25 protein-coding genes are annotated in these 22,263 nt (G+C 66.5%); 20 read left to right on the top strand and 5 right to left on the bottom strand.

What is annotated here, in order from left to right; translation table 11 throughout:
- Positions 1 to 47: 47 nt before the first annotated feature.
- Positions 48 to 191, bottom strand: coding sequence for a DUF6994 family protein (locus ACQ3DC_RS06610; protein ID WP_430751958.1), 144 nt, complete (start codon positions 189 to 191; stop codon positions 48 to 50).
- A gap of 28 nt (positions 192 to 219) precedes the next feature.
- Between ACQ3DC_RS06610 and ACQ3DC_RS06615 the strand changes: the two genes are divergently transcribed.
- The 5 genes from ACQ3DC_RS06615 (at position 220) to ACQ3DC_RS06635 (ending at position 3,229) form a co-directional block, all read left to right on the top strand.
- On the top strand, positions 220 to 372 hold the full coding sequence (locus tag ACQ3DC_RS06615; protein ID WP_430751849.1) for a hypothetical protein: 153 nt from the start codon (positions 220 to 222) through the stop codon (positions 370 to 372).
- A gap of 176 nt (positions 373 to 548) precedes the next feature.
- Positions 549 to 1,403: a class I SAM-dependent methyltransferase gene (locus ACQ3DC_RS06620; protein ID WP_430751850.1), complete on the top strand. Its 855-nt coding sequence runs from the start codon at positions 549 to 551 to the stop codon at positions 1,401 to 1,403.
- A gap of 33 nt (positions 1,404 to 1,436) precedes the next feature.
- Complete coding sequence (locus ACQ3DC_RS06625) at positions 1,437 to 2,174, top strand: hypothetical protein (protein ID WP_430751851.1); 738 nt, start codon at positions 1,437 to 1,439, stop codon at positions 2,172 to 2,174.
- Between the two features lie 20 nt (positions 2,175 to 2,194).
- Positions 2,195 to 2,695 carry an SRPBCC family protein gene (locus tag ACQ3DC_RS06630; protein WP_430751852.1) on the top strand — a complete coding sequence of 167 codons (501 nt, stop codon included), beginning with the start codon at positions 2,195 to 2,197 and terminating at the stop codon, positions 2,693 to 2,695.
- 54 nt (positions 2,696 to 2,749) lie between these two features.
- The gene (locus ACQ3DC_RS06635) at positions 2,750 to 3,229 is read left to right on the top strand and encodes a nucleoside deaminase (RefSeq protein ID WP_430751853.1); all 480 of its coding nucleotides are present in this window, start codon (positions 2,750 to 2,752) and stop codon (positions 3,227 to 3,229) included.
- Between the two features lie 6 nt (positions 3,230 to 3,235).
- Here the strand turns inward: ACQ3DC_RS06635 and ACQ3DC_RS06640 are convergent, their stop codons facing one another.
- Positions 3,236 to 3,673 (bottom strand): hypothetical protein, encoded by a 438-nt coding sequence (locus ACQ3DC_RS06640; RefSeq protein WP_430751854.1) that lies wholly within the window; start codon positions 3,671 to 3,673, stop codon positions 3,236 to 3,238.
- An 827-nt stretch (positions 3,674 to 4,500) separates the two neighbouring features.
- On the opposite strand from ACQ3DC_RS06640, the gene ACQ3DC_RS06645 reads away from it, so the two are divergent.
- Positions 4,501 to 4,833, top strand: a complete 333-nt coding sequence (locus ACQ3DC_RS06645; RefSeq protein WP_430751855.1) for a hypothetical protein — start codon at positions 4,501 to 4,503, stop codon at positions 4,831 to 4,833.
- Positions 4,834 to 4,851: 18 nt separating this feature from the next.
- On the opposite strand, the gene ACQ3DC_RS06650 is transcribed toward ACQ3DC_RS06645, so the two are convergent.
- Positions 4,852 to 5,217 carry a hypothetical protein gene (locus ACQ3DC_RS06650; protein ID WP_430751856.1) on the bottom strand — a complete coding sequence of 122 codons (366 nt, stop codon included), beginning with the start codon at positions 5,215 to 5,217 and terminating at the stop codon, positions 4,852 to 4,854.
- A gap of 127 nt (positions 5,218 to 5,344) precedes the next feature.
- Between ACQ3DC_RS06650 and ACQ3DC_RS06655 the strand changes: the two genes are divergently transcribed.
- The gene (locus ACQ3DC_RS06655; protein ID WP_157238837.1) at positions 5,345 to 5,722 is read left to right on the top strand and encodes a VOC family protein; all 378 of its coding nucleotides are present in this window, start codon (positions 5,345 to 5,347) and stop codon (positions 5,720 to 5,722) included.
- A 46-nt stretch (positions 5,723 to 5,768) separates the two neighbouring features.
- Here the strand turns inward: ACQ3DC_RS06655 and ACQ3DC_RS06660 are convergent, their stop codons facing one another.
- A complete protein-coding gene (locus tag ACQ3DC_RS06660; RefSeq protein WP_430751857.1) occupies positions 5,769 to 6,515 on the bottom strand; it encodes a haloacid dehalogenase type II in 747 nt (248 codons plus the stop codon).
- 44 nt (positions 6,516 to 6,559) lie between these two features.
- On the opposite strand from ACQ3DC_RS06660, the gene ACQ3DC_RS06665 reads away from it, so the two are divergent.
- The 13 genes from ACQ3DC_RS06665 to ACQ3DC_RS06725 all read left to right on the top strand — a co-directional run bounded on the left by ACQ3DC_RS06665 (position 6,560) and on the right by ACQ3DC_RS06725 (position 21,014).
- Positions 6,560 to 7,180, top strand: coding sequence for a flavin reductase family protein (locus ACQ3DC_RS06665; RefSeq protein ID WP_323056313.1), 621 nt, complete (start codon positions 6,560 to 6,562; stop codon positions 7,178 to 7,180).
- 83 nt (positions 7,181 to 7,263) lie between these two features.
- Complete coding sequence (locus ACQ3DC_RS06670; RefSeq protein WP_430751858.1) at positions 7,264 to 10,110, top strand: FAD-binding and (Fe-S)-binding domain-containing protein; 2,847 nt, start codon at positions 7,264 to 7,266, stop codon at positions 10,108 to 10,110.
- Positions 10,111 to 10,135: 25 nt separating this feature from the next.
- Positions 10,136 to 10,816: a GntR family transcriptional regulator gene (locus tag ACQ3DC_RS06675; RefSeq protein ID WP_321215602.1), complete on the top strand. Its 681-nt coding sequence runs from the start codon at positions 10,136 to 10,138 to the stop codon at positions 10,814 to 10,816.
- A 128-nt stretch (positions 10,817 to 10,944) separates the two neighbouring features.
- Positions 10,945 to 11,691 (top strand): SDR family NAD(P)-dependent oxidoreductase, encoded by a 747-nt coding sequence (locus tag ACQ3DC_RS06680; protein WP_430751859.1) that lies wholly within the window; start codon positions 10,945 to 10,947, stop codon positions 11,689 to 11,691.
- Positions 11,684 to 12,370 (top strand): carboxymuconolactone decarboxylase family protein, encoded by a 687-nt coding sequence (locus ACQ3DC_RS06685; protein ID WP_430751860.1) that lies wholly within the window; start codon positions 11,684 to 11,686, stop codon positions 12,368 to 12,370. The genes ACQ3DC_RS06680 and ACQ3DC_RS06685 overlap by 8 nt, the downstream gene beginning before the upstream one ends.
- Positions 12,367 to 13,386, top strand: a complete 1,020-nt coding sequence (locus ACQ3DC_RS06690; protein ID WP_430751861.1) for a TAXI family TRAP transporter solute-binding subunit — start codon at positions 12,367 to 12,369, stop codon at positions 13,384 to 13,386. The genes ACQ3DC_RS06685 and ACQ3DC_RS06690 overlap by 4 nt, the downstream gene beginning before the upstream one ends.
- A 6-nt stretch (positions 13,387 to 13,392) precedes the next feature.
- Entirely contained in the window at positions 13,393 to 13,908 is a 516-nt protein-coding gene (locus ACQ3DC_RS06695; RefSeq protein ID WP_321215606.1) for a hypothetical protein, read from the top strand.
- Positions 13,905 to 16,010, top strand: coding sequence for a TRAP transporter permease (locus ACQ3DC_RS06700; RefSeq protein WP_430751862.1), 2,106 nt, complete (start codon positions 13,905 to 13,907; stop codon positions 16,008 to 16,010). The genes ACQ3DC_RS06695 and ACQ3DC_RS06700 overlap by 4 nt, the downstream gene beginning before the upstream one ends.
- Positions 16,007 to 16,912, top strand: a complete 906-nt coding sequence (locus ACQ3DC_RS06705) for a dihydrodipicolinate synthase family protein (protein WP_430751863.1) — start codon at positions 16,007 to 16,009, stop codon at positions 16,910 to 16,912. The genes ACQ3DC_RS06700 and ACQ3DC_RS06705 overlap by 4 nt, the downstream gene beginning before the upstream one ends.
- Positions 16,913 to 16,923: 11 nt before the next feature.
- On the top strand, positions 16,924 to 17,685 hold the full coding sequence (locus ACQ3DC_RS06710) for an SDR family oxidoreductase (RefSeq protein WP_430751864.1): 762 nt from the start codon (positions 16,924 to 16,926) through the stop codon (positions 17,683 to 17,685).
- A 16-nt stretch (positions 17,686 to 17,701) separates the two neighbouring features.
- Positions 17,702 to 18,598 (top strand): fumarylacetoacetate hydrolase family protein, encoded by an 897-nt coding sequence (locus tag ACQ3DC_RS06715; RefSeq protein WP_430751865.1) that lies wholly within the window; start codon positions 17,702 to 17,704, stop codon positions 18,596 to 18,598.
- 36 nt (positions 18,599 to 18,634) lie between these two features.
- Complete coding sequence (locus ACQ3DC_RS06720) at positions 18,635 to 19,849, top strand: CaiB/BaiF CoA transferase family protein (RefSeq protein ID WP_430751866.1); 1,215 nt, start codon at positions 18,635 to 18,637, stop codon at positions 19,847 to 19,849.
- Between the two features lie 4 nt (positions 19,850 to 19,853).
- Positions 19,854 to 21,014 carry an acyl-CoA dehydrogenase family protein gene (locus ACQ3DC_RS06725; RefSeq protein ID WP_430751867.1) on the top strand — a complete coding sequence of 387 codons (1,161 nt, stop codon included), beginning with the start codon at positions 19,854 to 19,856 and terminating at the stop codon, positions 21,012 to 21,014.
- A gap of 14 nt (positions 21,015 to 21,028) precedes the next feature.
- On the opposite strand, the gene lhgO is transcribed toward ACQ3DC_RS06725, so the two are convergent.
- Positions 21,029 to 22,246, bottom strand: coding sequence for an L-2-hydroxyglutarate oxidase (gene lhgO / locus ACQ3DC_RS06730; RefSeq protein WP_430751868.1), 1,218 nt, complete (start codon positions 22,244 to 22,246; stop codon positions 21,029 to 21,031).
- Positions 22,247 to 22,263 lie beyond the last annotated feature (17 nt).

The following is a 22,263-nucleotide window of genomic DNA, read 5'->3' on the forward strand; positions in this document are numbered from 1 at the left end:
TCAAAAGGAGCCGAATAGCTCGAAGAAGTCCGCATGACGGTCAATGGTTAAGCCAAGGGACTCGTGCCACCGTCGTAAAAGCGCCGGATGGCTTCGAGGGTCAAGTCCCATCGGTCCTGTATCCGCGGATGAATGCCTCGAGTTTGGTTGAGACCGCCCTGCGAGACTGGGAAGACCATGAAGCCGCAAATGGTGTACTAGCGTCGCAGAAACGCGTCATTGACCTTATCGGACAGTTGCGCGTATGGACGGTGCAGTTTCCTTCGATGCCGCGTCGCAGTCGCGTCGCTTCCGAAGGAGATCAACCTGCCCGGCACCATCGCCTACGTCCGCGACCACCCCGCCGTCATCAAGACGGTGCAGGAGGGCTAGGTGGACCTCAAGCCGTTCATCACCGGCAGGATCGCGCTGGAGGACCTGGCGGCAGGGCTTCGACACCCTGATCAACCACAAGGACACGGCAGGGAAGGAACGACGACGGCGGGACGCACGTGCCGCCGTCGTCCTGCCTCTTCCTTCGCTGCGGAGCACCGATGTAGGGTCAGGGCGTGATCGTCCCCGATATTTCCCAGAACGCCGTGGCGGTGGCGGATCACTACGACGAGCTCGATCCCATTTACCGCCGGGTGTGGGGTGATCATGTCCACCACGGGCTGTGGGCGACGGGCCGCGAGACACCCGGCGAGGCCGTCGAGGCGCTGGTGGACACGGTCGGAGACAGGCTGGGGCTCATGCCGGGCCAGACGTGCGTCGACATCGGCTGCGGCTACGGCTCCACCGCACGGCGGCTTGCGGTGACCCGCGGGGTCCGCGTCACCGGCTTCACGCTGTCCGCTGAGCAGGCCCGCTACGCCGCCGCGCATCCTGTCCCCGGCGTTGATATCCAGGTCCGGGACTGGCTCGCCAACGGGCTGGCCGACGCCTCGGCCGATGCGGCTTGGGCGATCGAGTCGAGCGAGCACATGGTGGACAAGCCCAGGTTCTTCGCCGAGGCGCACCGCGTGCTCGCGCCCGGCGGCCGCTTCGTCATCTGCGCGTGGCTCGCCGGGACCGGTGCCAGCGGCTGGAAGGTCCGCCACCTGCTCGAGCCGATCTGCCGCGAGGGGCGCCTGCCCTCGATGGGCACGCGCGAGGAGTATGAGGCGATGGCAACGGCGGCGGGCTTTGAGATCACCGGCTTTGAGGACGTCAGCCGCCGCGTCGCCCGCACCTGGCCGATCTGCGCCGGCCGGCTCGTGAAGGCCTTGCTCACCGACCGCGGGACGCGCCGCCTGGCCCTGGGCGCGCGCAACCGCAACTCCTTTCTGGGCATTCCCCGCCTGATCCTGGCCTACCGCACCGGCGCGATGCGGTATGGGATCTTCACGCTCTCAAAGGCTGGAGAGACCGGGAAGCGAAATTAGACGCAGGTCACTAACAGGTGCAAGGGTGGACGCGTGAATGCCGACATCAACTTCTATTTCGACCCCGTCTGCCCTTTCGCCTGGATGACAAGCAAGTGGGTGCGGCAGGTGCAGGCGCAGCGCGAGTACACCGTGGACTGGCGGTTTATTTCGTTGCGCCTGATCAACGCCCACGTTGACTATGACGCGCAGTTCCCGCCTGAGTATGAGGCCGGACACACGGCCGGGCTCCGGCTCCTGCGGGTGGCGGCCCGGGCACGTGCTGAGCATGGCCGCGAGTCGATCGCCCGGCTGTACGAGGCATTCGGCACCCAGATTTTCGAAACTGCCCCGGACACGGCCGGCCAGCGCAGCGAGGCCGAGGTGCGCGAGGAACGGGGGACGCGGGAGTTCGTGGAGCCGGTCCTGGCCCAGGCCGGCCTGCCCCTGGAGCTTGCGGAGGCTCTCGACGACGACTCCTGGGACTGCGAGATCCGGCAGGAGACGGATGAGGCGCTGGGGCTGACGGGCAAGGACGTGGGCACGCCCATCATCCACTTTGAGCCGCCCGCCGGTGTGGCCTTCTTCGGGCCGGTGATCAGCCGGCTGCCGGACGACCAGTCGGCCGCCGAGCTGTGGGACCACGTGGTGGGGCTGGCACGGTTCCCTGGTTTCGCGGAGCTCAAGCGAAGCCTGCGCGAGCAGCCGCAGCTCCCGGCCTTCGGGGTCAGCCCCGGTACGGCTGGCCAGCAGGAGGACTGGCACGGCGGCAGCCGACGGCAGAAGAAGTGACCGTCTGTAAGGATGGACCCATGAACCAGAACAGCATCCGCCACCACCAGGAGTCGGTCACGGTCAAGGCATCAGCAGAGGCGCTGTACGACCTGGTCTCCGACATCACCCGCACCGGTGAGTGGAGCCCGGTCTGTACATCGTGCTGGTGGGACGACGAGGAAAGCGCCGGCCAGCCCGGTGCCTGGTTCACCGGCCGTAACGAGCTCCCGCACCGGTCCTGGGAGACCCGCTCGCAGGTGGTGGCTGCCGAACGCGGCCGCGAGTTCGCCTGGGTGGTGGGCGGCAGGTTTGTCCGCTGGGGCTTCACCCTCACCCCGGCAGACGACGGAACCATCCTGAGCGAGTCCTGGGAATTCCTGCCGGAGGGGATAGCCATGTTCGGGGAGAAGTACGGTGCTGACGCTGACGCCCAGATCGCCGACCGCACCCGGCAGGCGCTGGACGGCATTCCGAAAACGCTCGCAGCAATCAAGCGTATTGCCGAGTCCGTCGCTGCAAATGAGGAAGTCAGGTCCTAGGACTGGAACTGCTGCATCACCGAAAGGGACGTAGCCGCGTGCAACAATGACGCCATGACCCACGAGCAGCATCAGTCCGCCGTGCCGGAACCGGACAGCACCGACCTCCCCGCCTTCGAAGCCGCCTACCAGGCCGCCCAAAAAGGCCTGGCCGAAGGCGGCATCCCCATCGGAGCGGCGATCGCCCGGGACGGCGTGGTGATTGCCAGCGGGCACAACGAACGCGTCCAACAGGACGACCCGATCGCACACGGAGAAATGTCAGCGCTCCGCGCCGCCGGCCGGCAGAGGAGCTACCGGGACACCACGCTCTACACCACCCTGGCCCCGTGCGCCATGTGCGCCGGGACCATCATCCAGTTCAAGATCCCCCGCGTGGTGGTGGGGGAGGCACGCACGTTCGACGGCGAATTGGAACTCCTGCGGTCACGCGGGGTGGAGGTGGTGGTCCTGGATGATCAGCGCTGCGTGGACATGATGCGTACCTTCCAGTCCGACAACCCGGACCTGTGGGCGGAGGACATCGCCGAGTAGGGGTGCTTACCTTTCGCAGCCCACGCCGTCGCGGTTGCTGTCGAGGCCATAGATGTCGGACCCGACGACAGTGACGGGTCCCCTCACGTACGCGGGGCCGTTACCGCTCCCTCCGGCGCAATCGACGTCGGACGCAATCGGCACACACGCGCCTGCATAGTTCGGATCGCATCCGGTAGGGGCTGCGGGGACGGCGGGCTGCACAGGCGTCTGGGCTTTTGAGGCCGCCGCGGCGGCAGCTGCTGCGGCCGCGGCTTCCTGCTGGCGGGCCGCTTCTGCAGCAGCAGCTTCCTGTCGGGCCTGCTCCGCGGCGGCCTGCTCTGCTGCTGCCTTGGCTGCGGCTTCTTCTTGTGCTGCCTTTTCTGCCGCCGCCTTCTCGGCGGCGGCCTTGGCGGCCGCTGCCGCCCGCGCGTCCGTTACCCGCTTCGATTCCGACTGCTCCATCCACAGCAGATTCCCGGCGTCGCTCTTCGTGCAGATGAAGACTTTGGGCGCGTACTTTTCGGTCGCGTTTTCTGTGATGCAGGCGGATGACGCCGGTGCCGTTGGAGTAGGAGTCGGCGTTGCGGTGGAGGACGCGGTCTCGCTTGTTAGGGCGGCCCTGGACGAGGCAGCCGACTGACCGCATGCCGTCGTGGATATCACTACGGCTGCAACTACAGCCGCACCAGCCACTCGACGCCGGGAAATCAACGGACGCGGCGACATCCGGACCACATGGTCAGCTTCATTGGTGATCGGCTTTCGCACTCCATTGCGTCCGATGCGTATATTCATTTGTGCCCCCGTAATTCTCATAATTGCGAACATTCGTGATTCTTATGGTGCGGGACCTGATCATCGCCACGAACCGGCTTAGCTGCGAGCACCGGAGTCCGAATGAAATTGCTGAGGCAATATGCCGTTGGTCAGCATGGGACATGCGCCAGCTGAGCGTGGGAAAAGCAGGGCCATGGAAGCAATCCTTGTCCTGCTGCCTCAACGCCTGCGCAATTTCTTCCCAGCTTTGGCGCAAGAACACGGACCACTGACTCAAGGCCGTTCCGTCGATGCCCTGCCCTTAGTGGGCACCCCCAGCTCCTCAAACCGCGCAGTTCGGGGGCCAGGGCACCGGCGGCGGGAGTCGGCGTCGAGCATCTGCGCGCCGCGCGCCGCGGCAGTGGTGCTGCCCAGAGTTCCACCGCGCCGCACCGGGGACCTTCGCCCCTTCCCTGCCGTGGCCGCGGCCGGGGAGGCTGGATGGCAGGAGAGGAAACAGGGAGGTGGCTGGCATGAGCAGCTGGGACTTGGGAATAGCCGGACTGGCGCTGCTGGCGGCCATGGCGCTGGCCTTTGGCCTGGTGGCGCAGCTGATCGTGGGCTGGCACGTGGCTCGCTGGCTCTGGCTCTATTCAGCCCTGGCCTATTTCGTGGCGGGGATCCTGGTCAGCGAAGCCTGGTTCGGCTGGGCCACCGAGGAGGAGCTGCAGCCGAACATTGACGGGTTGTCCTTTGACGAAGTGCAGCTGGTGACCCTCGCCGGCCTGATTGCAGCCGTCACCGCACGGCTTGTCCTCCGGCGCAGAGGCCGCGCCGGAGGGTCCGCCGGGAAACCGGCGAGCTGATCCCCTAACCCTCGGACCCTAGCCGCGGGAGTCCAGGGCGTCGAACTGCTCCTGCCAGAGGGACAGCTCGCGGGCCTTGTAGAGCCTGTGCGACGGGCTCCATTTTGGCCAGATCCCGGACGCGGGCTGCGCTTGTGCCGGCGGCCGGTCCTGGACGCGGGGGACCTTCGGCGGGGAGGGTGCGCGCGCCACCATCCGTGCGTTGCCCACGGCTGGCCTGGCCAGCGCTTTTGGCCGGGTTCCGGGCCCGGCGAGCAGGGGCTTCAGGTCCATCGCCCAGAGAATCAGCTTGCAGCCCGTCCAGATGATGCCGCACAGGACCATCGCGGCGAACAGGACGGCAATCCACAACAGCAGCCCGATCGCGGAGAAAATTACCACCATGGTCCATTTTACGGACGTGGCCGCCGTTAAGGGGAGGGCCAAATCACCTGCCTAAGAGAGGACGCCAGCCTCCACGAGTTGGAGCGTGGACACCCGCAGCGGCCAGGACCTCCGTACACTGGGGGTCATGGTCTCCCGTATCAGCGAACTGGTCCTCAACTGCGCCAATCCGGAACTCCTGGCAGGGTTCTGGAACGATGTCCTCGGCTATGTCGAGCTCGGCCGGGAGGACGGTGCCATCGAGATCGGCCCGCCGGACGCCGGGTTCGGCGGCCTGCAGCCCACCATCATCCTGAGCCCGAGCAGCAATCCTCGGACCGGTCGCCTCCCCCTGCACATCGACGTCAACCCCGTCGACCGGGACCAGGACGCCGAGCTGGAACGCCTGCTTGCCCTGGGGGCCCGCCCGGCCGACGTCGGGCAGGCAGGCGACGAGCCATGGCACGTCCTGGCCGACCCTGAGGGCAACGAGTTCTGCCTCCTGCGCAAGCGGCTTGATGCCTGATCCGGCCCGGATCGAGACCGGCAACCCTTCAGCAGTTTGAGCCGGTTCAGGCTCCGAGCCGTTCCGCCAGCTCCGGAATGCTCGACGCCGAGAGGTCCCAGTCGCTCTCCGGCGTCAGATCCGCAACCTGGCCGGGTCCGTATTCGGTGGGGCGGGCGATGAACGCAGTCGCCAGACCGGCCTCCCGGGCAGCACGCAGGTCGTTGTTGTGGGCGGCCACGAGCATCACGGCACCCGGTCTGAGGTCCAGGAACTCCGCAGTCCGAAGGTAGGCCGCGGGCACAGGCTTGTAGGTGCGCGTCATGTCCGAGCCGACGATCACGTCCCACGGAAGGCCGGCGTTTCTGGCCATGTCCAGTAACAGCGACGTGTTGCCATTGGAGAGGGGACCCACGATGTAGCTGCGGCGCACGGCGGCCAGGCCTTCCACGCTGTCCGGCCATGGGGGCAGATGGTGCCAGGACGTGTTCAACTCCTCCAGGGTTCCTGCGTCCAGCCGGTCCGGATCGAAGCCGTGATAGCGGAGCACCTGGTCCAGGTTTTCGCGGTGGAGTGTGTCCAGGGTGGCGAATTCGCGGGATCCGGTGCGGATCGCCTCCATTGCCGGCTGGTAGAGGGCGCGCCAGTCATCGGCGAACGCCTCGGCGTCGAGATCCTGTCCATGTGTTGCGGCGAAGGCGGCCGCTTGCCGGGCGACGCCGGTGCGCCAGTCCACCACCGTGCCGAAGGTGTCGAAGAGGACGGCGCGCACCCCGCACCCGGTTGACGGTGAACGGTATGGCTGGAACGTCATATCCTCTCTCCTTCCCGAACTTCCCTGACCGCTAGTCTGGCAGTATGCGCACTGATTTCGATCCCGCAACCATGTCCGCCGGTGATTTCTACCGGCTGCTCACCGCGGTGGTGGTGCCCCGGCCCATCGCCTGGGTATCGAGCGTCTCGCCGGAGGGCGTTGACAACCTGGCCCCGCACTCGTTCTTCACCGTGGCCTCCACGAATCCGCCCATCGTGCAGTTCACCTCGGTGGGGGAGAAGGATTCGCTCCGCAACATCACCGAGTCCAAAGAATTCGTGGTGAACCTCGCCCCGGCAGCGCTGCTGGAGGAGGTCAACGCCACCGGCACCAATTTTCCGCCCGATGTCAGTGAGTTTGACGCCGCCGGCCTCACCCGGGAGCCGAGCCTCACCGTGGCTGCGCCGCGGGTGAAGGAATCGCTGGCGGTGCTCGAATGCCGTCTCCATTCCGTGCTGCCGATGGGGGACTCCACGCTGGTTTTTGGCGAAGTGACGCACGCGGCGGTGAGTGACGAGGTGCTGGAGGGCAGCCACCCTCGGATTGACCTGCTGGAGCCGCTGTCCCGGCTGGGGCTGGACGAGTGGGGCACGCAGAGCGCCGTCCAGGAACTCAAACGGATCCGGCTCAAGGACTGGCCGGGGCCTTTCCGCCCGAAGGACTGAGACCCGCCGAACAAAGGTGTGCGCGGGCGATTCTCCCGTGCGGCAGCTCTAGACCCTACCGCCCAATGAGGAGCATTTCGGCCGTGACCCTGAGTACACCGATCCCGCTACAACCCACGCATGCGATTGTCGCTGAGCTGCGCACCGTGCTCGAGGGAACCGCGGATGACTCCTCGCTGGCCAGGGCGCAATACACCACAGATGCCTCCAACTTCCGGGTGGTCCCCGAAATCGTGGTGCTGCCCAGGACCCGCCGGGACGTCGAGGAGGCAGTGGCAATCGCACGGAAACACCGCATGCCCGTTACCGTACGCGGCGGCGGCACGTCCTGCGCCGGGAACGCTATCGGCCCGGGCATGGTCCTGGACCTGTCCCGTTACATGAACCGCATCCTTGCCATCGACCCCGATGCGGCCACCGCCGTCGTGGAACCCGGAGTGCTGCTCAGTGACCTTCAGGATGCCGCTGCCCCGTTCGGGCTGCGGTTCGGTCCAGACCCTTCGACAGCAACACGCTGCACTATCGGCGGCATGATCGGAAACAACGCCTGCGGACCGCACGGACTCTCCTACGGGCGCACCGCGGACAACGTTGTGTCAATGACCTGGCTGACAGGTTCGGGGGACATTGTCACCGCAGGCTCGGGCACGGACGCCTTGGAGGCCGTGCCCGGGCTGGCCGCCTTCGTGGCGGAAAACATGGCCGTCCTGAGGACCGAATTCGGCCGGTTCGGCCGGCAGATCTCCGGGTACTCGCTGGAGCACCTGCTGCCCGAGAAGGGGCACAATCTCGCGGCTGCCCTGACAGGCACAGAGGGGAGCTGCGGAATACTCCTCGAAGCGGAGCTCAGGCTCGTTCCGAAGGCGCCGGCCCCTGCCTTGGCCGTGCTTGGCTACACGGATATGGCAACCGCCGCCGATGACGTTCCGGCACTGCTGCCGTTCCGCCCGCTGGCACTGGAAGGGCTGGACGCGAAGCTCGTCGACGTCGTGCGCCGGGCGCACGGCCCCGCCAGCGTCCCGGCGCTTCCCGCCGGCGGCGGCTGGCTGATGGCCGAGCTCGGCGGCGCCACCGCAGAAGAAGCCGTTGAGTCCGCCGAGAACCTGGTCGCCGCCTCCAAGGCGGATGCTGCCACGGTGCTGCCCGCCGGCCCTGAAGCCACCCGCCTCTGGCAGATCCGTGCGGACGGGGCGGGACTGGCCGGCCGCACCGCTTCAGGGGAGCAGGCCTGGCCAGGATGGGAAGACTCTGCCGTCCCGCCGGAGAGGCTCGGCAGCTACCTCCGCGGCCTGGAACGGCTGATGGGTGAGGAAGGGCTTTCCGGACTGGCTTACGGCCACTTCGGCGACGGGTGCGTTCACGTCCGCATCGACTTCCCGCTGGACGCCAACGGGGTGGTCATGCGCCGCTTCCTGGAGCGCGCCGCGGCCTTGGCAGTCGGGCACGGGGGATCGCTCTCGGGCGAACACGGCGACGGCAGGGCCCGCTCGGAATTGCTCCCCACCATGTACAGCCCCGCAGCACTTCGGGCAATGAGTGATTTCAAGGCCCTTTTCGATTCGGAAGACCTGTTCAACCCCGGTGTCGTAGTCCGGCCGTCGCCCCTCGACGCTGACCTGCGCCGGCCACAGGCGCTGTCCCTGCGCGCCAGTGACGGATTCGCATTCGCCCACGACGACGGCGACATCACCAAAGCCGTACACCGCTGCGTGGGGGTCGGAAAATGCCGCGCGGACCTGCGCTCCCAGGGCGGTTTCATGTGTCCGTCCTATATCGCAACCCGGGAGGAGAAAGACTCCACCCGCGGCCGGGCACGGGTACTCCAGGAGATGCTGAACGGCGGCGTGGTGACCCTGGGCTGGTCCTCGCCGGAAGTGCACGACGCACTCGACCTCTGCCTTAGCTGCAAAGCCTGCGCCAGCGACTGCCCCACCGGCATCGACATGGCCATGTTCAAGTCCGAAACGCTCCACCAGTCCTACCGGGGACGGTTACGTCCGCTGAGCCACTACACGCTGGGACGCCTTCCCCAATGGCTGCGCCTCTCCGCCCCGGTGGCACCCCTGGTCAACCTCGCCGGGCGCCTTCCGCTGCTGCGGGAGACCATTATGGCGCTGATGGGGGCCGACAGCCGCAGGTCCTTTCCGCAGCTGCCCCGTGCCCCGTTCAGGAGGACGAAGGTGGGCCGGAACCGCAGCCATGGCCGGAAGGGAGGACACAAAGTCCTGCTTTGGGTCGATTCATTCTCCGACGCGCTGGCGCCCGAGGTGGCGCGCGACGCCGTCGAAGTCCTCGTGGCCGCCGGCTGCGACGTGGAGATCGCCGGCCCCGGGGCATGCTGCGGACTGACGCTCATCTCCACAGGACAGCTGACGGCCGCGAAAGCGAAGCTCCGCGCGACGGTAGACCTCCTCCTGCCGCATACCCAGGCCGGCCGCACGGTGGTTGGGCTCGAACCCAGCTGCACCGCGACGCTGCGCTCGGACCTGGTGGAACTCCTGGCCGGCGATCCCCGCGCCGCGCAAGTGTCAGCCGCCGTGAAAACTGTCGCTGAATTCCTGGCCGGGATCGACTGGACTCCGCCGCCCGCCGCGGAAAGGCTCCTCGTCCAGCCGCACTGCCACCACTACGCGGTGATGGGCTACGCGGCCGATGAGGCCCTGCTGGCAGCCATGGGATGCGACGTGGAAACGTCTGCCGGCTGCTGCGGGCTGGCCGGCAACTTTGGCATGGAAAAGGGGCACTACGACGTGTCCGAGAACATCGCGCGACGGGGGATTCTCGCCAAAGCAGAGTCCTTGCCCGATTACGGCATCATGGCCGACGGCTTTTCCTGCCGCACCCAGGTCCGCGACTTGGCCGGACTGGAGAGCCGGCACCTGGTCCAAGTCATCGCGGACGCCCTGCGCGCCACTAGAATTCAGGTGTGAAAGCAGATGCGATTGCGGTGGCGGGATGAGCGAGGACGCCGCGAAAGAGTTTAGGCGCCCTCCCACTGCGCAGGCTTTCGTCCTTACCGAGCTGCGGCGGGCAATCATCGCTGGGGATTTCCTTCCCGGACAGCCGCTCCGCCAAAACACGCTCGCCGAGCGGTTCGGCGTCAGCAGGGTTCCCGTCCGCGAGGCATTCAAGGTCCTTGAAAGTGAGGGCCAGGTGGTCTACGAGCCCCACCGCGGCCACAAAGTGGCCAGCCTGTCGCTCGCGGACCTTTTGGAGGTCTACAGGCTCAGGCAGCTGCTCGAATCAGAGGCTGCACGGGTTGCCGTCAAAAACCGGAGCGACGGCGTACTTGCGGCGATGAGGGTGGCCGCCACTGACGTTGAAACGGCCAGCGCGGCCGGCGATCTGCTCAAGATGACAGAGGCGAACCGCCGGTTCCACTTCGAACTGTTGGCAGCGGCGCGCATGCCCCGCCTGGAACGGATCGTCCAGGTCCTGTGGGACGCGACCGAGGCTTACCGGTTCGTCTACTACGGGTCTGAACATAACCGGGCCACAGTGGAGCGCGAACACGCCCGCATCATCGAGGCTTATGCGGACTCGGACGCGGAGCTGCTTATCGGGCTGCTGGACGAGCACCGTGAGCACGCAGTGGATGCCCTCCGGACGTTCCTGGACGCCCCCGGCCGCCGATAACATAACGGTTGTGTGACGCGGGTTACACCAGGTCGGGATATTGGATACAATATACGAATGGTCTCCCGAACCCTCCGCAATGATGCGGACTTCAACGCAGCCGTGGCACAACCGGCCAGCGAAACATCGTGGCGTCCGTGAATGACTGGCTCGGATTGAACGGTGCCCGCGTTCTGGTGGCAGGCGCCGGCGGAATCGGGAGCGCCTGCATCGAGGAATTCATGGCAGCCGGGGCGAACGTGCTCGCGGTTGACCGTGACCAGGCCCGGCTGGCTGCGCTTGGTGAGGGCGTCGTAACCGAACAGGTTGACCTCACTTCCACGGCCGGCTGCGAGGACGCCGTCGCCGCGGCCCGGGAACGGCTCGGCGGACTGGACGTTCTGGTGCACTCCGTCGGCATCAACCATCGGACCCCGATCCTCGACACTGAGGATGAGGACTGGAGCCGCATCCTCGAGATCAACCTCACCAGCGCCTTCAAGCTGGGCCGTGCAGCCGGCCGCGTCATGGTCCAGGCCGGCTTCGGGCGCCAGATCTACTGCTCATCGGTCTCAAGTATCCTGGCGCACCCCGACCACGGTCCCTACGCAGCCAGCAAGGGCGGCATCAACCAGCTGGTCCGGGTCATGGCCCGCGAATGGGCCTCCAGCGGAGTCACGGTAAACGCCATCGCCCCAGGCTACGTGGACACGGAACTTACCAAGGCGCATCTGGACCAACCCGGAGTGCGCCGCCACTATACCTCGATGGTCCCTGCCAGACGGCTCGGAACGGTCCACGACCTTACCGGTCCTGTTGTCTATTTGGCGTCCCGCCAGGCGGCGTTCGTCACCGGTCACGTCCTGTACGTGGACGGGGGAAGGACCCTTGTCTAAATCGGTCCACGAGGAAGTCAGCCCCGCCGCACCCCGGGGCGGCCGCTTTCCCCTCCTCGCCCCGCCTGAACTCTCGGACCAGCAGCGCGACTTGTACGTCGCCATCGCAGGCCCGCCGAGGGGAAATGGGCCATTTTCCATCGTCGACGAAGGCGGCTGCCTTACCGGCCCCTTCAACGCGCTGTTGTACTCGCCCGCCATCGGAAGCGCGGTGCAGGCCTTGGGTGCCGTCCTGCGCTTCGGCGGATCCCTGCCGGACCGCACACGGGAGCTGGTCATCTGCGCCGTCGCCGCGGAACTGGAGTCCGCCTACGAATGGTACGCGCACAGCCGGGTCGCCACGACCGTGGGCGTCAACGCCACCGAACTGCAAAAGCTGCACGACGGCGAATCCCCGGACACGCTGTCGGCGGACGAAGGCGCGGCGCTGGGCCTGGCGCTTGCCCTGCTGCGGGGCACCGCCGTCGGCGAGGACGTCCATGCGGCGGCCCTCGAACACTTCGGACACAGCGGCATCACGGAGCTTTCGGTGCTGGTGGGCTACTACCGACTGCTGGCAGGCATCCTCGCCGCCGGCGATGTTCCCGTTCCGCCAGCGGCCACCGGAGAACCGCGCACAAGACCGGCCCACCTTCATTCAACCAACACCATCATCACTACCCAGGGAGAACAACCATGACCGCAATGACAACCCCGGCCCGGAGACGCGTGCACCGCCTGTGGGCGGCAGCAGCGCTTGTACCGGCAATTTTCCTGACCGCCTGCGGCAGCCCCGCTCCCAGCGGCGGCGGGGGTGGAGGCGGTGGTGCGGCCGGCGAGGGCGGCACGTTGTCCATCGCCACGGGCGGCACCGGCGGGGTCTACTATCCGCTGGGCGGCGGCTTCGCCACCGTGATCCGGGACAACGTCAAGGGCTATGACGCCACTGTGCAGGAAACGAACGCTTCCGTGGACAACATGCTGCTGCTCGATAACGGCTCCGCCCAGCTCGCCTTCTCCGTGGGTGATGTGGTGTCCGATGCCGTCAAGGGCGAGGGTGAATTCAAGGGAAAACCCCTGGAGCTTTGCTCTCTGGGCAACATCTACAACAACTTCATGCAGGCCGTCACCGTTAACGACAAGGGGATCAAGAACGTCAAGGACATGGCTGGCAAGGTCATCTCGGTCGGTGCACCAAGCTCCGCCACCGAGGTTGGGGCGCTGCGCGTCCTCGAGGCCGCCGGAATTGATCCGACCTCCGGCATCCAGCGCCGCCAGCTCGGAGCGGCGGAGACCGTCGCCGCCCTGCGCGACGGAACGATCGACGCCGGATTCTGGTCCGGAGGGCTGCCCACCGGCGCGCTGATTGACCTGGCCGGCGACGGCGACATGAAGCTGCTTCCGATCGGTGAGTACGCGGACCCGCTCGCGCAGAAATACGGGGCCTACTACGTGAAGAAGGACATCCCTGCCAACACCTATGAAGGCCAGACCGAGGCCGTCCCGGCGATCGCCTCGCCGAACATCCTGGTGGCGAGCAAGAAGATGGATCAGAAGTTGCAGCAGGACATCACCACCGCCCTCTTTGACAACAAAGAGGCGCTGGTCAAGGTCCATCCCGCAGCCGGCGAAATGGATAAGGCCACAGCAGGGAAAGTTCCCTTCGTGGAGACCTGCCCAGGTGCGAAGGCCTACTTCGACAAGGCCGGAAGCTAGCACCCCGTGCCTAAGCCAGCCGCCGCCGTCGTCGGACTCGTCTGCCTCGGCATGCTGGGCGCAGGCGGAATAGCCGTGGCCGGCGGGCCGGTGGAACCCCACCGTGCCCGTGCCATCGTGATCAGCAAGGACGGCGGCGTGCTGGCCAGCATTCCCCTTGCCGGGGACACGTTCGCGGTGAGCTACCGCAACTCCCTCTACGGCACCGCCGCTGAAGAGCGGTACACCGTCCACGACGGCGGAAGCTACCGCCTGACGCAGCTGGCCGCCGACCAGCTGGCGGTGCTTGAAGAGTATTACGCCGTTCCCGGACCGCCGTCGGCGGCCGGGGGCGGCGACCGCCGGGAATGGGTGGCCGACCCTGATCCGGCGCACCCGGCGGAGTTTAGCCGGCTGTCACTCGCAGCAACGGATCTGGGCCACCGCACGGTGTACGTCCCGGGCGCCCCGCCGCTTGAACTATGGAAGTTAGTCGAAGACAGCGACCCGTTCGTTGTGCTATCCCTCAAGGAGACCCCATGACCGACAATCCTTACGGCAACGGCGCCGTTGAGGCACGCAAGGCGCCCGAGCCCCCGCGGCACTCCGTGCGAAGGGATGCGGAGGAGGATGTCGCCGGCCCCCGGGACAAGGAAGCCGGCCCTCAGGACAAGGAAGGGGTGATTGATGAAGAGGCGCTGATCGCGGAGTACGAGGCGGAGAAGCCTGCCCGCCATCTGAACGGGATACCCGGCACTGTGATACACGCCATCGGTGCGGCACTGTCCCTGTTCAGCCTGTACTGGGTCTTCAACCCCATGCCCACCCAGTTCTACCTGCCCGCGTTCCTGATGATCGGGCTGCCCCTGACGTTCCTGGTCTACCGCGGGTGGGGCCGTTCCCCTGCGGCCAAGGCGTCCGGACGTTCTGACAACCCCCACATACTCGACTGGCTGCTCGCCGCAGTCGCGGTAGTTCCGTTCGCCTACATCATCTCGGACTGGGACGGCTTTTTCCGCCGCGCAATCACACCCACCTACCTTGACCTGATCATGGGCGTCATCGCCATTCTGGTCACCTTGGAAGCATCCCGCAGGACGGTCGGCATTCTCGTCCCGCTGGTTGTGCTGGCCTTCTTCGCCTACGCGGCGTTCGGGTCCTTCATCCCTGCCCCTTTCAACACGGCCTCCTTCAACTGGATCCGCCTTGTTGGCCACAACGTCATGGGGACGCAAGGCCTATTCGGGGTCCCCACCGACGTCGCGGCGTCATACATCATTCTTTTCACCATCTACGGCGCCGTTCTGGGCGCCTCGGGCGCCACCAAATTCTTTATCGATCTCTCGTTCTCCGCCTTCGGACAGTCGAAGTCGGGCCCCGGCCGGACCGTGACGCTTGCCGGCTTCCTGCTGGGCACCGTGTCGGGTTCCGGCGTCGCCACCACCGTGACCCTGGGCGGCATCTCCTGGCCGCTGCTCCGCAAGGCCGGCTACCCGAAGGAATACGGCGGCGCCATCCTGGCCGCTGCCGGCATCGGCGCCATCATGTCCCCGCCCACGCTTGGTGCCGCAGCCTTCATCATCGCCGCGCTGCTTGGAGTCTCATACCTCCAGGTGCTCATCTGGGCCACCATTCCCACGGTCCTCTACTACTTCGGCATCATCCTCGCCATCGAAATGGACGCCCGGCGGTTCAAGACCCGGGCGGTGGATTTGGAGGTCAAGCGGGTGGGCAAACTGCTGCTGCGGTTCGGATACCACTTCAGTTCCCTTGTTGCGATCGTGGTGTTCATGGCCATGGGCATGACACCTTTCCGGGCTGTGGTGTTCGCCACCGGTCTCGCATTCGTGCTCAGTTTCCTGGACCGCCAGTCCTGGCTGACGCCCAAGCGCATCTGGGACGCGCTCGCCACCGGTGCCATGGGCGCCCTCTCCGTGATCCCGGTGATGGCGGCCGCAGGCCTCATCGTCGGAATCATGACCCTCACCGGCCTGGGCCTCAAGCTCGCGAACATCATCGTGGACTTTGCCGGCGGCAGTCTGCTCCTGACCGCCATCTTCTCCGCAATCTCCGTAACCCTCCTGGGACTTGCGGTGCCGGTGACGGCAAGCTTCATCATCTCGTGGGTGATTATCGGACCGGCCCTGCAGGATGTCGGCGTTCCAGCCTTCGCGGCCGCGATGTTCATCTTCTACTACTCGGTGCTTAGCGAAGTGTCCCCGCCCACTGCACTCTCGCCCTTCGCGGCGTCGGCCATTACCGGCGGCAAACCCATCAAGACGATGTGGCTGACCTGGCGGTACACACTGTCGGCGTTCCTGGTTCCGTTCATCTTTGTGCTGTCTGACGACGGCGTCGGGCTGCTCCTGCAGGGCGGTCCGGGGACGATTGCACTGGCGTTCACCGTGTCGCTCCTGGCTGTGGCGTCCCTCGCCGTGGCAACCGGGGCCTGGCTGATCGGACCGGCCCGCTGGCCCGAACGGGTCCTGCTGGGCGCCGGGTCACTGCCAATGCTGGTCATGGAGCCCCTCTACATCGGCATCGGGGCAGCCATCATCGCCGTGGGCGTCCTGGTACACATCCTCGGGCTTCGGAAACACCGCACAGACATGGTCACTGGCCGAAAGGACAAGGCACCACTATGACGACACCGATCCAGCACCTCGCCCCCGGGCTCTGGGGCGTTCTGGCCACACCGTTCAGCGGAACCAATTTCGCCGTGGACACCCACTCCCTGCGCCGCGAAGTGCAGCTTTACACCGCGATACCGGCAACCGGAATGGTGGTGCTTGGCGTCTTCGGCGAGGGGGCATCCCTCGATGCCGGGGAGCAGGCCCTGATTGTGCGCACCGTCGCCGAGGAGGCCAAGGGGGCGCCCCTGGTGGTGGGCCTCTCAGCCCGGTCAACGGCCGTCGCGCTGGAGCAAGCCCGAACCGCGGTTCAGGCGGCGGGCAGCAACCTTGCGGCGCTTATGGTGCAGGCCAACAGCTCCGATCCGGAAGTGCTGGCAGCCCACCTGACCGCCGTGCACCGCGCCACGGGCGCGGGAATCGTGCTGCAGGACTACCCCGTGGCGTCCGGCGTGAACATCAGCGCATCGCAGATCCTTGAGGTCCTCGCGCAGTGCCCGTTCATCGTGGCCGTGAAGTCGGAGGCGCCGCCTACGGCCTCCGCCATTGCCAAGCTGACGCGCGCCACGTCCGTTCCCGTGTACGGCGGACTCGGGGGAGTGGGACTGCTGGATGAACTGGCTGCCGGAGCTGCCGGTGCCATGACCGGATTCTCGCATCCCGAGGGTCTCCAGGCCGCGTTGAGCGCATGGGCCGGCGGCGGCTTCCGCGCCGCCCGCGAGGCCTTCGCCCCGTGGCTTCCCCTGGTGAACTTCGAGGCCCAGCCCGGCGTCGGGCTGGCCCTGCGCAAGGAAGTGCTGCGCCGGCGCGGCATCATCGCCGAGTCCATCGTGAGGCCTCCCGCGCCGAAGCTGCCGCAGGAACTGGCTGATCTGATCGATGCCCACCTCGACGCCGTCCGGGTGGTGACTTCCTGATGGAGACCGGTTTGAAAGGAAAAAACGTCCTGGTTCCGGGCGCAAGCTCAGGCATCGGCCTCGCCGTCGCCCGCGCGTTGGCGGCGGAAGGGGCAAACGTTGTGTTGGCCGCGCGGCGCGGGGACCTGGTCCGGGCGGAAGCTGCCCGGCTGGATTCCGCCGTCGGCATCGGCATTGACCTTACGGACGACGGCGCCCCGTCAGCCCTGGTGGAGGCCGCGGTGGAGGCCTTTGGCCCCATCGATGTGCTCATCCTCAACAGCGGCGGACCGCTCCCCGGCGGTGCTGCGGACATCTCCGCTGAACAGGCCCTTGAGGCTGTGCACCAGTTGCTTCTGCAACACATTCGACTCATCAACCTGGTGCTTCCGGGCATGCGGGAGCGCGGGTGGGGGCGCGTGGTGGCAGTGGGTTCGAGCGGGGTGCAGCAGCCGCTGCCCAACCTGGCGTTGTCCAACGTCGGGCGGGCCGGGCTCGCCGGGTACCTGAAGACCCTGGCGGCGGAGGTGGCAAAGGACGGCGTGACCGTCAACATGGTGCTCCCCGGCCGCATCGATACCGACCGCGTTGGCTCACTGGACGCAGCGGCTGCCAAACGCACCGGCCGCACGCCGGAGGAAGCGAGGGCGGTCTCGGAGGCAACGATCCCCGCCGGCCGGTACGGCACGCCCGACGAGTTTGCCGCAGTGGTGACCTTCCTCGCGAGCGGACCGGCATCCTACGTGACCGGGGAACAGATCCGCTGCGACGGCGGACTTGTCCGTTCCTACTAACCGAAAGAACAATTCCATGACTTCCCGCGTCCTTCATCTGTGCGCCATCCGCGACGGATCCACCCCCGACGGGGCCAACCCCCGGCAGGCCCGCGAAGAGGCGGCCGTAGTCCACCCGCAGCGCGGAGCCGCCCTGGTCCGCGACCTGCTCCCGGGCTTTACCGGCGACATCCTCGACGTCCTTACCGGAGACCTGCTCGGTGAGCTGGAAACGGCCGCGGCCCACGCGGACGACGCCGTCTTCCGCGACCCGGAGCACGTCACCTTTGGCGCGCCGTACCGTCACCCCCGCATGCTGTGGGGGATCGGGCTGAACTACGTGGAGCACGCCTCCGACCTGACCGAAGCCGTGCCCGACGAGCCTGCGTCGTTCATCAAGGGGGACCATACGGTCATCGGCCCGGACGAGAACATTCCGATCCCGGAGCAGAGCCAGCGCACCACCACCGAAGCGGAGATCGCCGTCGTGATCGGCCGGTACTGCCGCAATGTCGAACCGGAGGATGCACTGTCCTATCTCGCCGGCGTCGTACCGGTCCTGGACCAGACCGCGGAAGACATCCTTCAGCGCAATCCGCGGTTCCTCACGCGCTCCAAGAACTTTCCGGGGTTCTTCTCCTTCGGCCCCCGGATCGTGCCCCTCGCCGAGGTGGAAGGGACCGCCGGTTCCCTGGCCGAGGTCACGGTATCCACCGTGGTGAATGGGGAGGTGCGCCGCAGCAACACGGTGTCGCACATGCGCTACGACCCGGCCTACCTGATCAGTTTCCACAGCAAGGTCATGCCACTCTTCCCCGGAGACATCATCTCCACCGGAACCCCCGGAGCCGTGCATATCGAACCCGGGGACGTCGCCGAATGCCGCGTGACGGGGCTCGGAACCCTCAGCAATCCCGTGACAGCCTCCAACTGAGCCTGCAGAACCACAACATAAGGAGGCTGACGCTCGTTGAGCAGCACCCAATCTTTCCCCCAAGCCCCTCCCGCCGCCGCACCCCTGAACGGGATCAAGGTGGCGGACTTCTCCCGAGTCCTCGCCGGACCCTTTGCCACCATGATGCTCGCTGACTTTGGCGCCGATGTGATCAAGGTGGAGAGCCCGGGCGGTGACGACACCCGGGCCTGGGTGCCGCCCGTGGACGAACACGGCGCGGGCACGTACTTCTCCAGCGTCAACCGGAACAAACGCTCGGTGGTGTGCGACCTGCGCAGCCAGGAAGGGCTCGCGCAAGCGCTGGACATAGCGCTGGCCGCCGACGTCATTGTTGAGAACTTCCGACCCGGCGTCATGCAGCGCTTCGGCCTGGACTATGACACCCTCCGGGCGGTGCGCCCGGACCTGGTCTACTGCTCCATCACCGGATTCGGCAGCAAGGGCGGCGCGCACCTGCCCGGATACGACCTCCTGGTCCAAGCCGTGGGGGGACTGATGAGCGTCACCGGATCCCCGGAGTCGGAACCGAGCAAGGTAGGGGTGGCGCTGGTGGATGTGGTGACAGGCCAAAACGCGGTGGTGGGCATCCTGGCTGCGCTGCGGAGCCGGGACCAGACCGGCAGGGGACAGCGGGTGGACGTCAACCTTCTGTCCTCGCTGCTTGCGGGCCTCGTCAACCAGGCCTCCAGCACCCTGGCCACCGGCGAATCCCCGCAACGAATGGGCAACGCCCACCCCAGCATTGCGCCGTACGAGACGCTGCAGACCGCGGACGGGCCGCTCGCCCTGGCGGTCGGAACGGACAAGCAGTTTGCCGCCCTGGCGCGGGTGCTCGGCGTTCCCGAGTTGGCCGACGACAGCAGATTCCGTGGGAACTCGAACAGGGTGGCCCACCGGGTCGCGCTGAAGGCGCTGCTTGAGGAGCAGCTCCGGAAAAAGCCAGCGGTTGAATGGTCAGGCCGGCTCAGCGAAGCGGGCGTACCCGCCGGCAAGGTCAACTCTATCGTGGAAGCGATCCAGTTGGCCGCCGACCTGGGGCTGGAACCCGTGGTGGAAATTGCGGACGGGTCCAGCCGCCGCACCTCCCGCCAGGTGGCCAACCCGATCCAGCTTTCGGAAACACCTGCCACCTACCGGCGGCTGCCGCCGCTGCTCGGCGAACACAGCGGTGCGAGCTTCCCGGAGCGGAACCGCCGGGCAGCCCTCCAAACCCACCCCACCGGAAAGTAGAACCATGACTGACACTTCAGACCTCATCGGCATTGACACACTGCTCACGGATGAGGAAGTCGCCGTGCGGGAGAAAGTCCGCGGATTCGTGGACACGGCCATCAAACCAAACATCGCCGACTGGTACGAGCGCGCGGAGTTTCCGCTGGACATAGTCCCGCAGATGGCGGAACTCGGCCTGCTCGGCATGCACATCAAGGGCTACGGGTGCCCGGGCCGGACCTCGGTGGAGTACGGCCTGGCCGCCATGGAACTGGAGGCCGGCGACTCGGGTCTGCGGACGTTTGTCAGCGTCCAGGGTTCGCTGGCCATGAGCGCCATTGCCAAGCACGGATCGGAAGAGCAGAAGCAGGAGTGGCTTCCGCGGATGGCCGCCGGAACCGCTATCGGCTGCTTCGGACTCACCGAGCCTTCCGCCGGGTCCGACCCCGGAAACATGCTGACTTTCGCCAAGCGCGACGGCGACGACTGGATCCTCAACGGCTCCAAGCGCTGGATCGGGCTCGCCTCGGTGGCGCAGGTGGCCATCATCTGGGCCATGACCGACGACGGCGTCCGTGGTTTCGTCGTCCCGACCGACACCCACGGCTTCAAGGCCACCCCCATCCAGCAGAAGCTCTCCATGCGCGCGTCTATCCAGTGCGACATCGAACTGACAGATATTCGGCTGCCAGCCAGCGCTATGCTGCCCAACGCCAAGGGCCTCCGCGGCCCGTTCGAGTGCCTCAACGAGGCCCGCTATGGCATCATCTGGGGCGCCATGGGGGCGGCGCGTGACAGCTACCTGACGGCCCGGGATTACTCGCAGCAGCGCATGCAGTTCGGCAAGCCACTCGCTGGCTACCAGCTGACCCAGGAAAAACTCGTCAACATGGCACTGGAGATCAACAAGGGCACGCTCCTGGCCTTGCAGTTGGGCCGGCTGAAGGACGCCGGAGTGCTCCAGCCGCATCAGATCTCCGTGGGCAAGCTGAACAACTGCCGCGAGGCGATCAAGATCTGCCGCGATGCCCGGGCCATGCTTGGCGGGAACGGTATCACCCTTGACTATTCCCCGCTGCGCCACGCCAACAACCTCGAGAGCGTGCGCACCTACGAGGGTACGGACGAGGTGCACACGCTGATTCTGGGCAACCACATCACGGGAATTTCGGCCTTCCGATGAGGAGACGCTTCCGGTTAGTGGGCTCCGTCCCGCCCTTCAAGGGCCTGGTTGACGATGTATTCGGCGATGGCCAGCGAGGAGGTGGCGCCGGGGGAGGGCGCGTTGCGTACCAGGGTCAGGTCCTGGCGGCGGGCAATCACGAAGTCATCCACGAGGGACCCGTCAGCGTTCATTGCCTGGGCGCGGACACCCCGCGTGCCGGGCACAATGGATGCTCCCTCGAGCGACGGGACGAAACGCGTCGCCTCGGCGATGAACTTGCGCTTGCTGATGACCGTCTGGAACTCACGCGCGGCCGACGGCAGGTTTTTGCGGGCGAAGTTCCAAAAACCGGGGAACAGCGCGTAATCCAGGACGTCACGCACATTGACGTCCTTCCAAGAGTACGATTCCCGTCCGAACGAGATGAACGCGTTGGGGCCCAGCATCATTTCGCCGTCGATGCGCTTGGTGAGGTGCACACCGAGAAAAGGATGCCGGGCATCAGGAACCGGATAGATCAGTCCCTTGACCTGGTTGCGTGCCTCCGGGCCGAGGAGAAAATACTGACCGAAGAACGGCACGATGCGCGGGGTGGAGGGTTCCCCGGTGGACGCGGCCAGCCGGTCGGATTGTAGTCCGGTGCAGGCCACCGCAAGGTCGTAGTGCTCAGCTCCGTCCCTCGTGTGGACCACGACGCCCTGCCCCTCCTGCTCCAGGGAGCTGACTTCCTGTCCCAGCCGGATCTGCCCGCCTGCCTGGCGGACGTCGTCGGCAAGGGCGTTGGTGACGGCGGCATAGTCAACGATGGCCGTTTCAGGCGAGTGCAGTGCCGCCACTCCGACAGCATTCGGCTCCACTTCCTTGATCTCGTCACCGCCCAGCATCCTGGCTCCGGGCACACCGTTGGCTTGTGCCCGGACGAAAACGTCGTCAAGCCGCCGGCGTTCTTCGGCCGTCTGGGCGATGACCAGCTTTCCGCACTGATCGTAGGGGAGCTTCTTGGCGGCGCAGTATTCCTTCAGCAGCTCGACTCCCCGGCGACACAGCGTGGCCTTCAAGCCGCCGGGCTCGTAGTAGAGGCCGGCGTGCACCACTCCGGAGTTGTGGCCCGTCTGGTGGGAAGCGAGTTTCTCCTCCTTCTCGTAGACGGTAACTGACGCACCTTCGAGCTGGTTTATCAGCTCCCGGGCCACGGCGACACCGATGATGCCACCGCCGACGACGGCACAGCGCAATGGGTTCGCGGGCATGGAAATCCTTATCGCTG

The organism is Paenarthrobacter sp. NEAU-H11 (assembly GCF_050573415.1).
GTDB lineage: Bacteria > Actinomycetota > Actinomycetes > Actinomycetales > Micrococcaceae > Arthrobacter.

Excerpts from the sequence above, each read along its gene's own strand:
- ACQ3DC_RS06650 (WP_430751856.1), bottom strand. The coding sequence starts at position 5,217 with ATGGTGGTAATTTTCTCCGCGATCGGGCTGCTGTTGTGGATTGCCGTC.
- ACQ3DC_RS06705 (WP_430751863.1), top strand. The coding sequence starts at position 16,007 with ATGACGACACCGATCCAGCACCTCGCCCCCGGGCTCTGGGGCGTTCTG.
- ACQ3DC_RS06640 (WP_430751854.1), bottom strand. The coding sequence starts at position 3,673 with ATGGAGCAGTCGGAATCGAAGCGGGTAACGGACGCGCGGGCGGCAGCG.
- lhgO (WP_430751868.1), bottom strand. The coding sequence starts at position 22,246 with ATGCCCGCGAACCCATTGCGCTGTGCCGTCGTCGGCGGTGGCATCATC.
- ACQ3DC_RS06700 (WP_430751862.1), top strand. The coding sequence starts at position 13,905 with ATGACCGACAATCCTTACGGCAACGGCGCCGTTGAGGCACGCAAGGCG.
- ACQ3DC_RS06655 (WP_157238837.1), top strand. The coding sequence starts at position 5,345 with ATGGTCTCCCGTATCAGCGAACTGGTCCTCAACTGCGCCAATCCGGAA.
- ACQ3DC_RS06660 (WP_430751857.1), bottom strand. The coding sequence starts at position 6,515 with ATGACGTTCCAGCCATACCGTTCACCGTCAACCGGGTGCGGGGTGCGC.
- ACQ3DC_RS06715 (WP_430751865.1), top strand. The coding sequence starts at position 17,702 with ATGACTTCCCGCGTCCTTCATCTGTGCGCCATCCGCGACGGATCCACC.
- ACQ3DC_RS06725 (WP_430751867.1), top strand. The coding sequence starts at position 19,854 with ATGACTGACACTTCAGACCTCATCGGCATTGACACACTGCTCACGGAT.
- ACQ3DC_RS06630 (WP_430751852.1), top strand. The coding sequence starts at position 2,195 with ATGAACCAGAACAGCATCCGCCACCACCAGGAGTCGGTCACGGTCAAG.
- ACQ3DC_RS06645 (WP_430751855.1), top strand. The coding sequence starts at position 4,501 with ATGAGCAGCTGGGACTTGGGAATAGCCGGACTGGCGCTGCTGGCGGCC.
- ACQ3DC_RS06635 (WP_430751853.1), top strand. The coding sequence starts at position 2,750 with ATGACCCACGAGCAGCATCAGTCCGCCGTGCCGGAACCGGACAGCACC.
- ACQ3DC_RS06690 (WP_430751861.1), top strand. The coding sequence starts at position 12,367 with ATGACCGCAATGACAACCCCGGCCCGGAGACGCGTGCACCGCCTGTGG.
- ACQ3DC_RS06665 (WP_323056313.1), top strand. The coding sequence starts at position 6,560 with ATGCGCACTGATTTCGATCCCGCAACCATGTCCGCCGGTGATTTCTAC.
- ACQ3DC_RS06675 (WP_321215602.1), top strand. The coding sequence starts at position 10,136 with ATGAGCGAGGACGCCGCGAAAGAGTTTAGGCGCCCTCCCACTGCGCAG.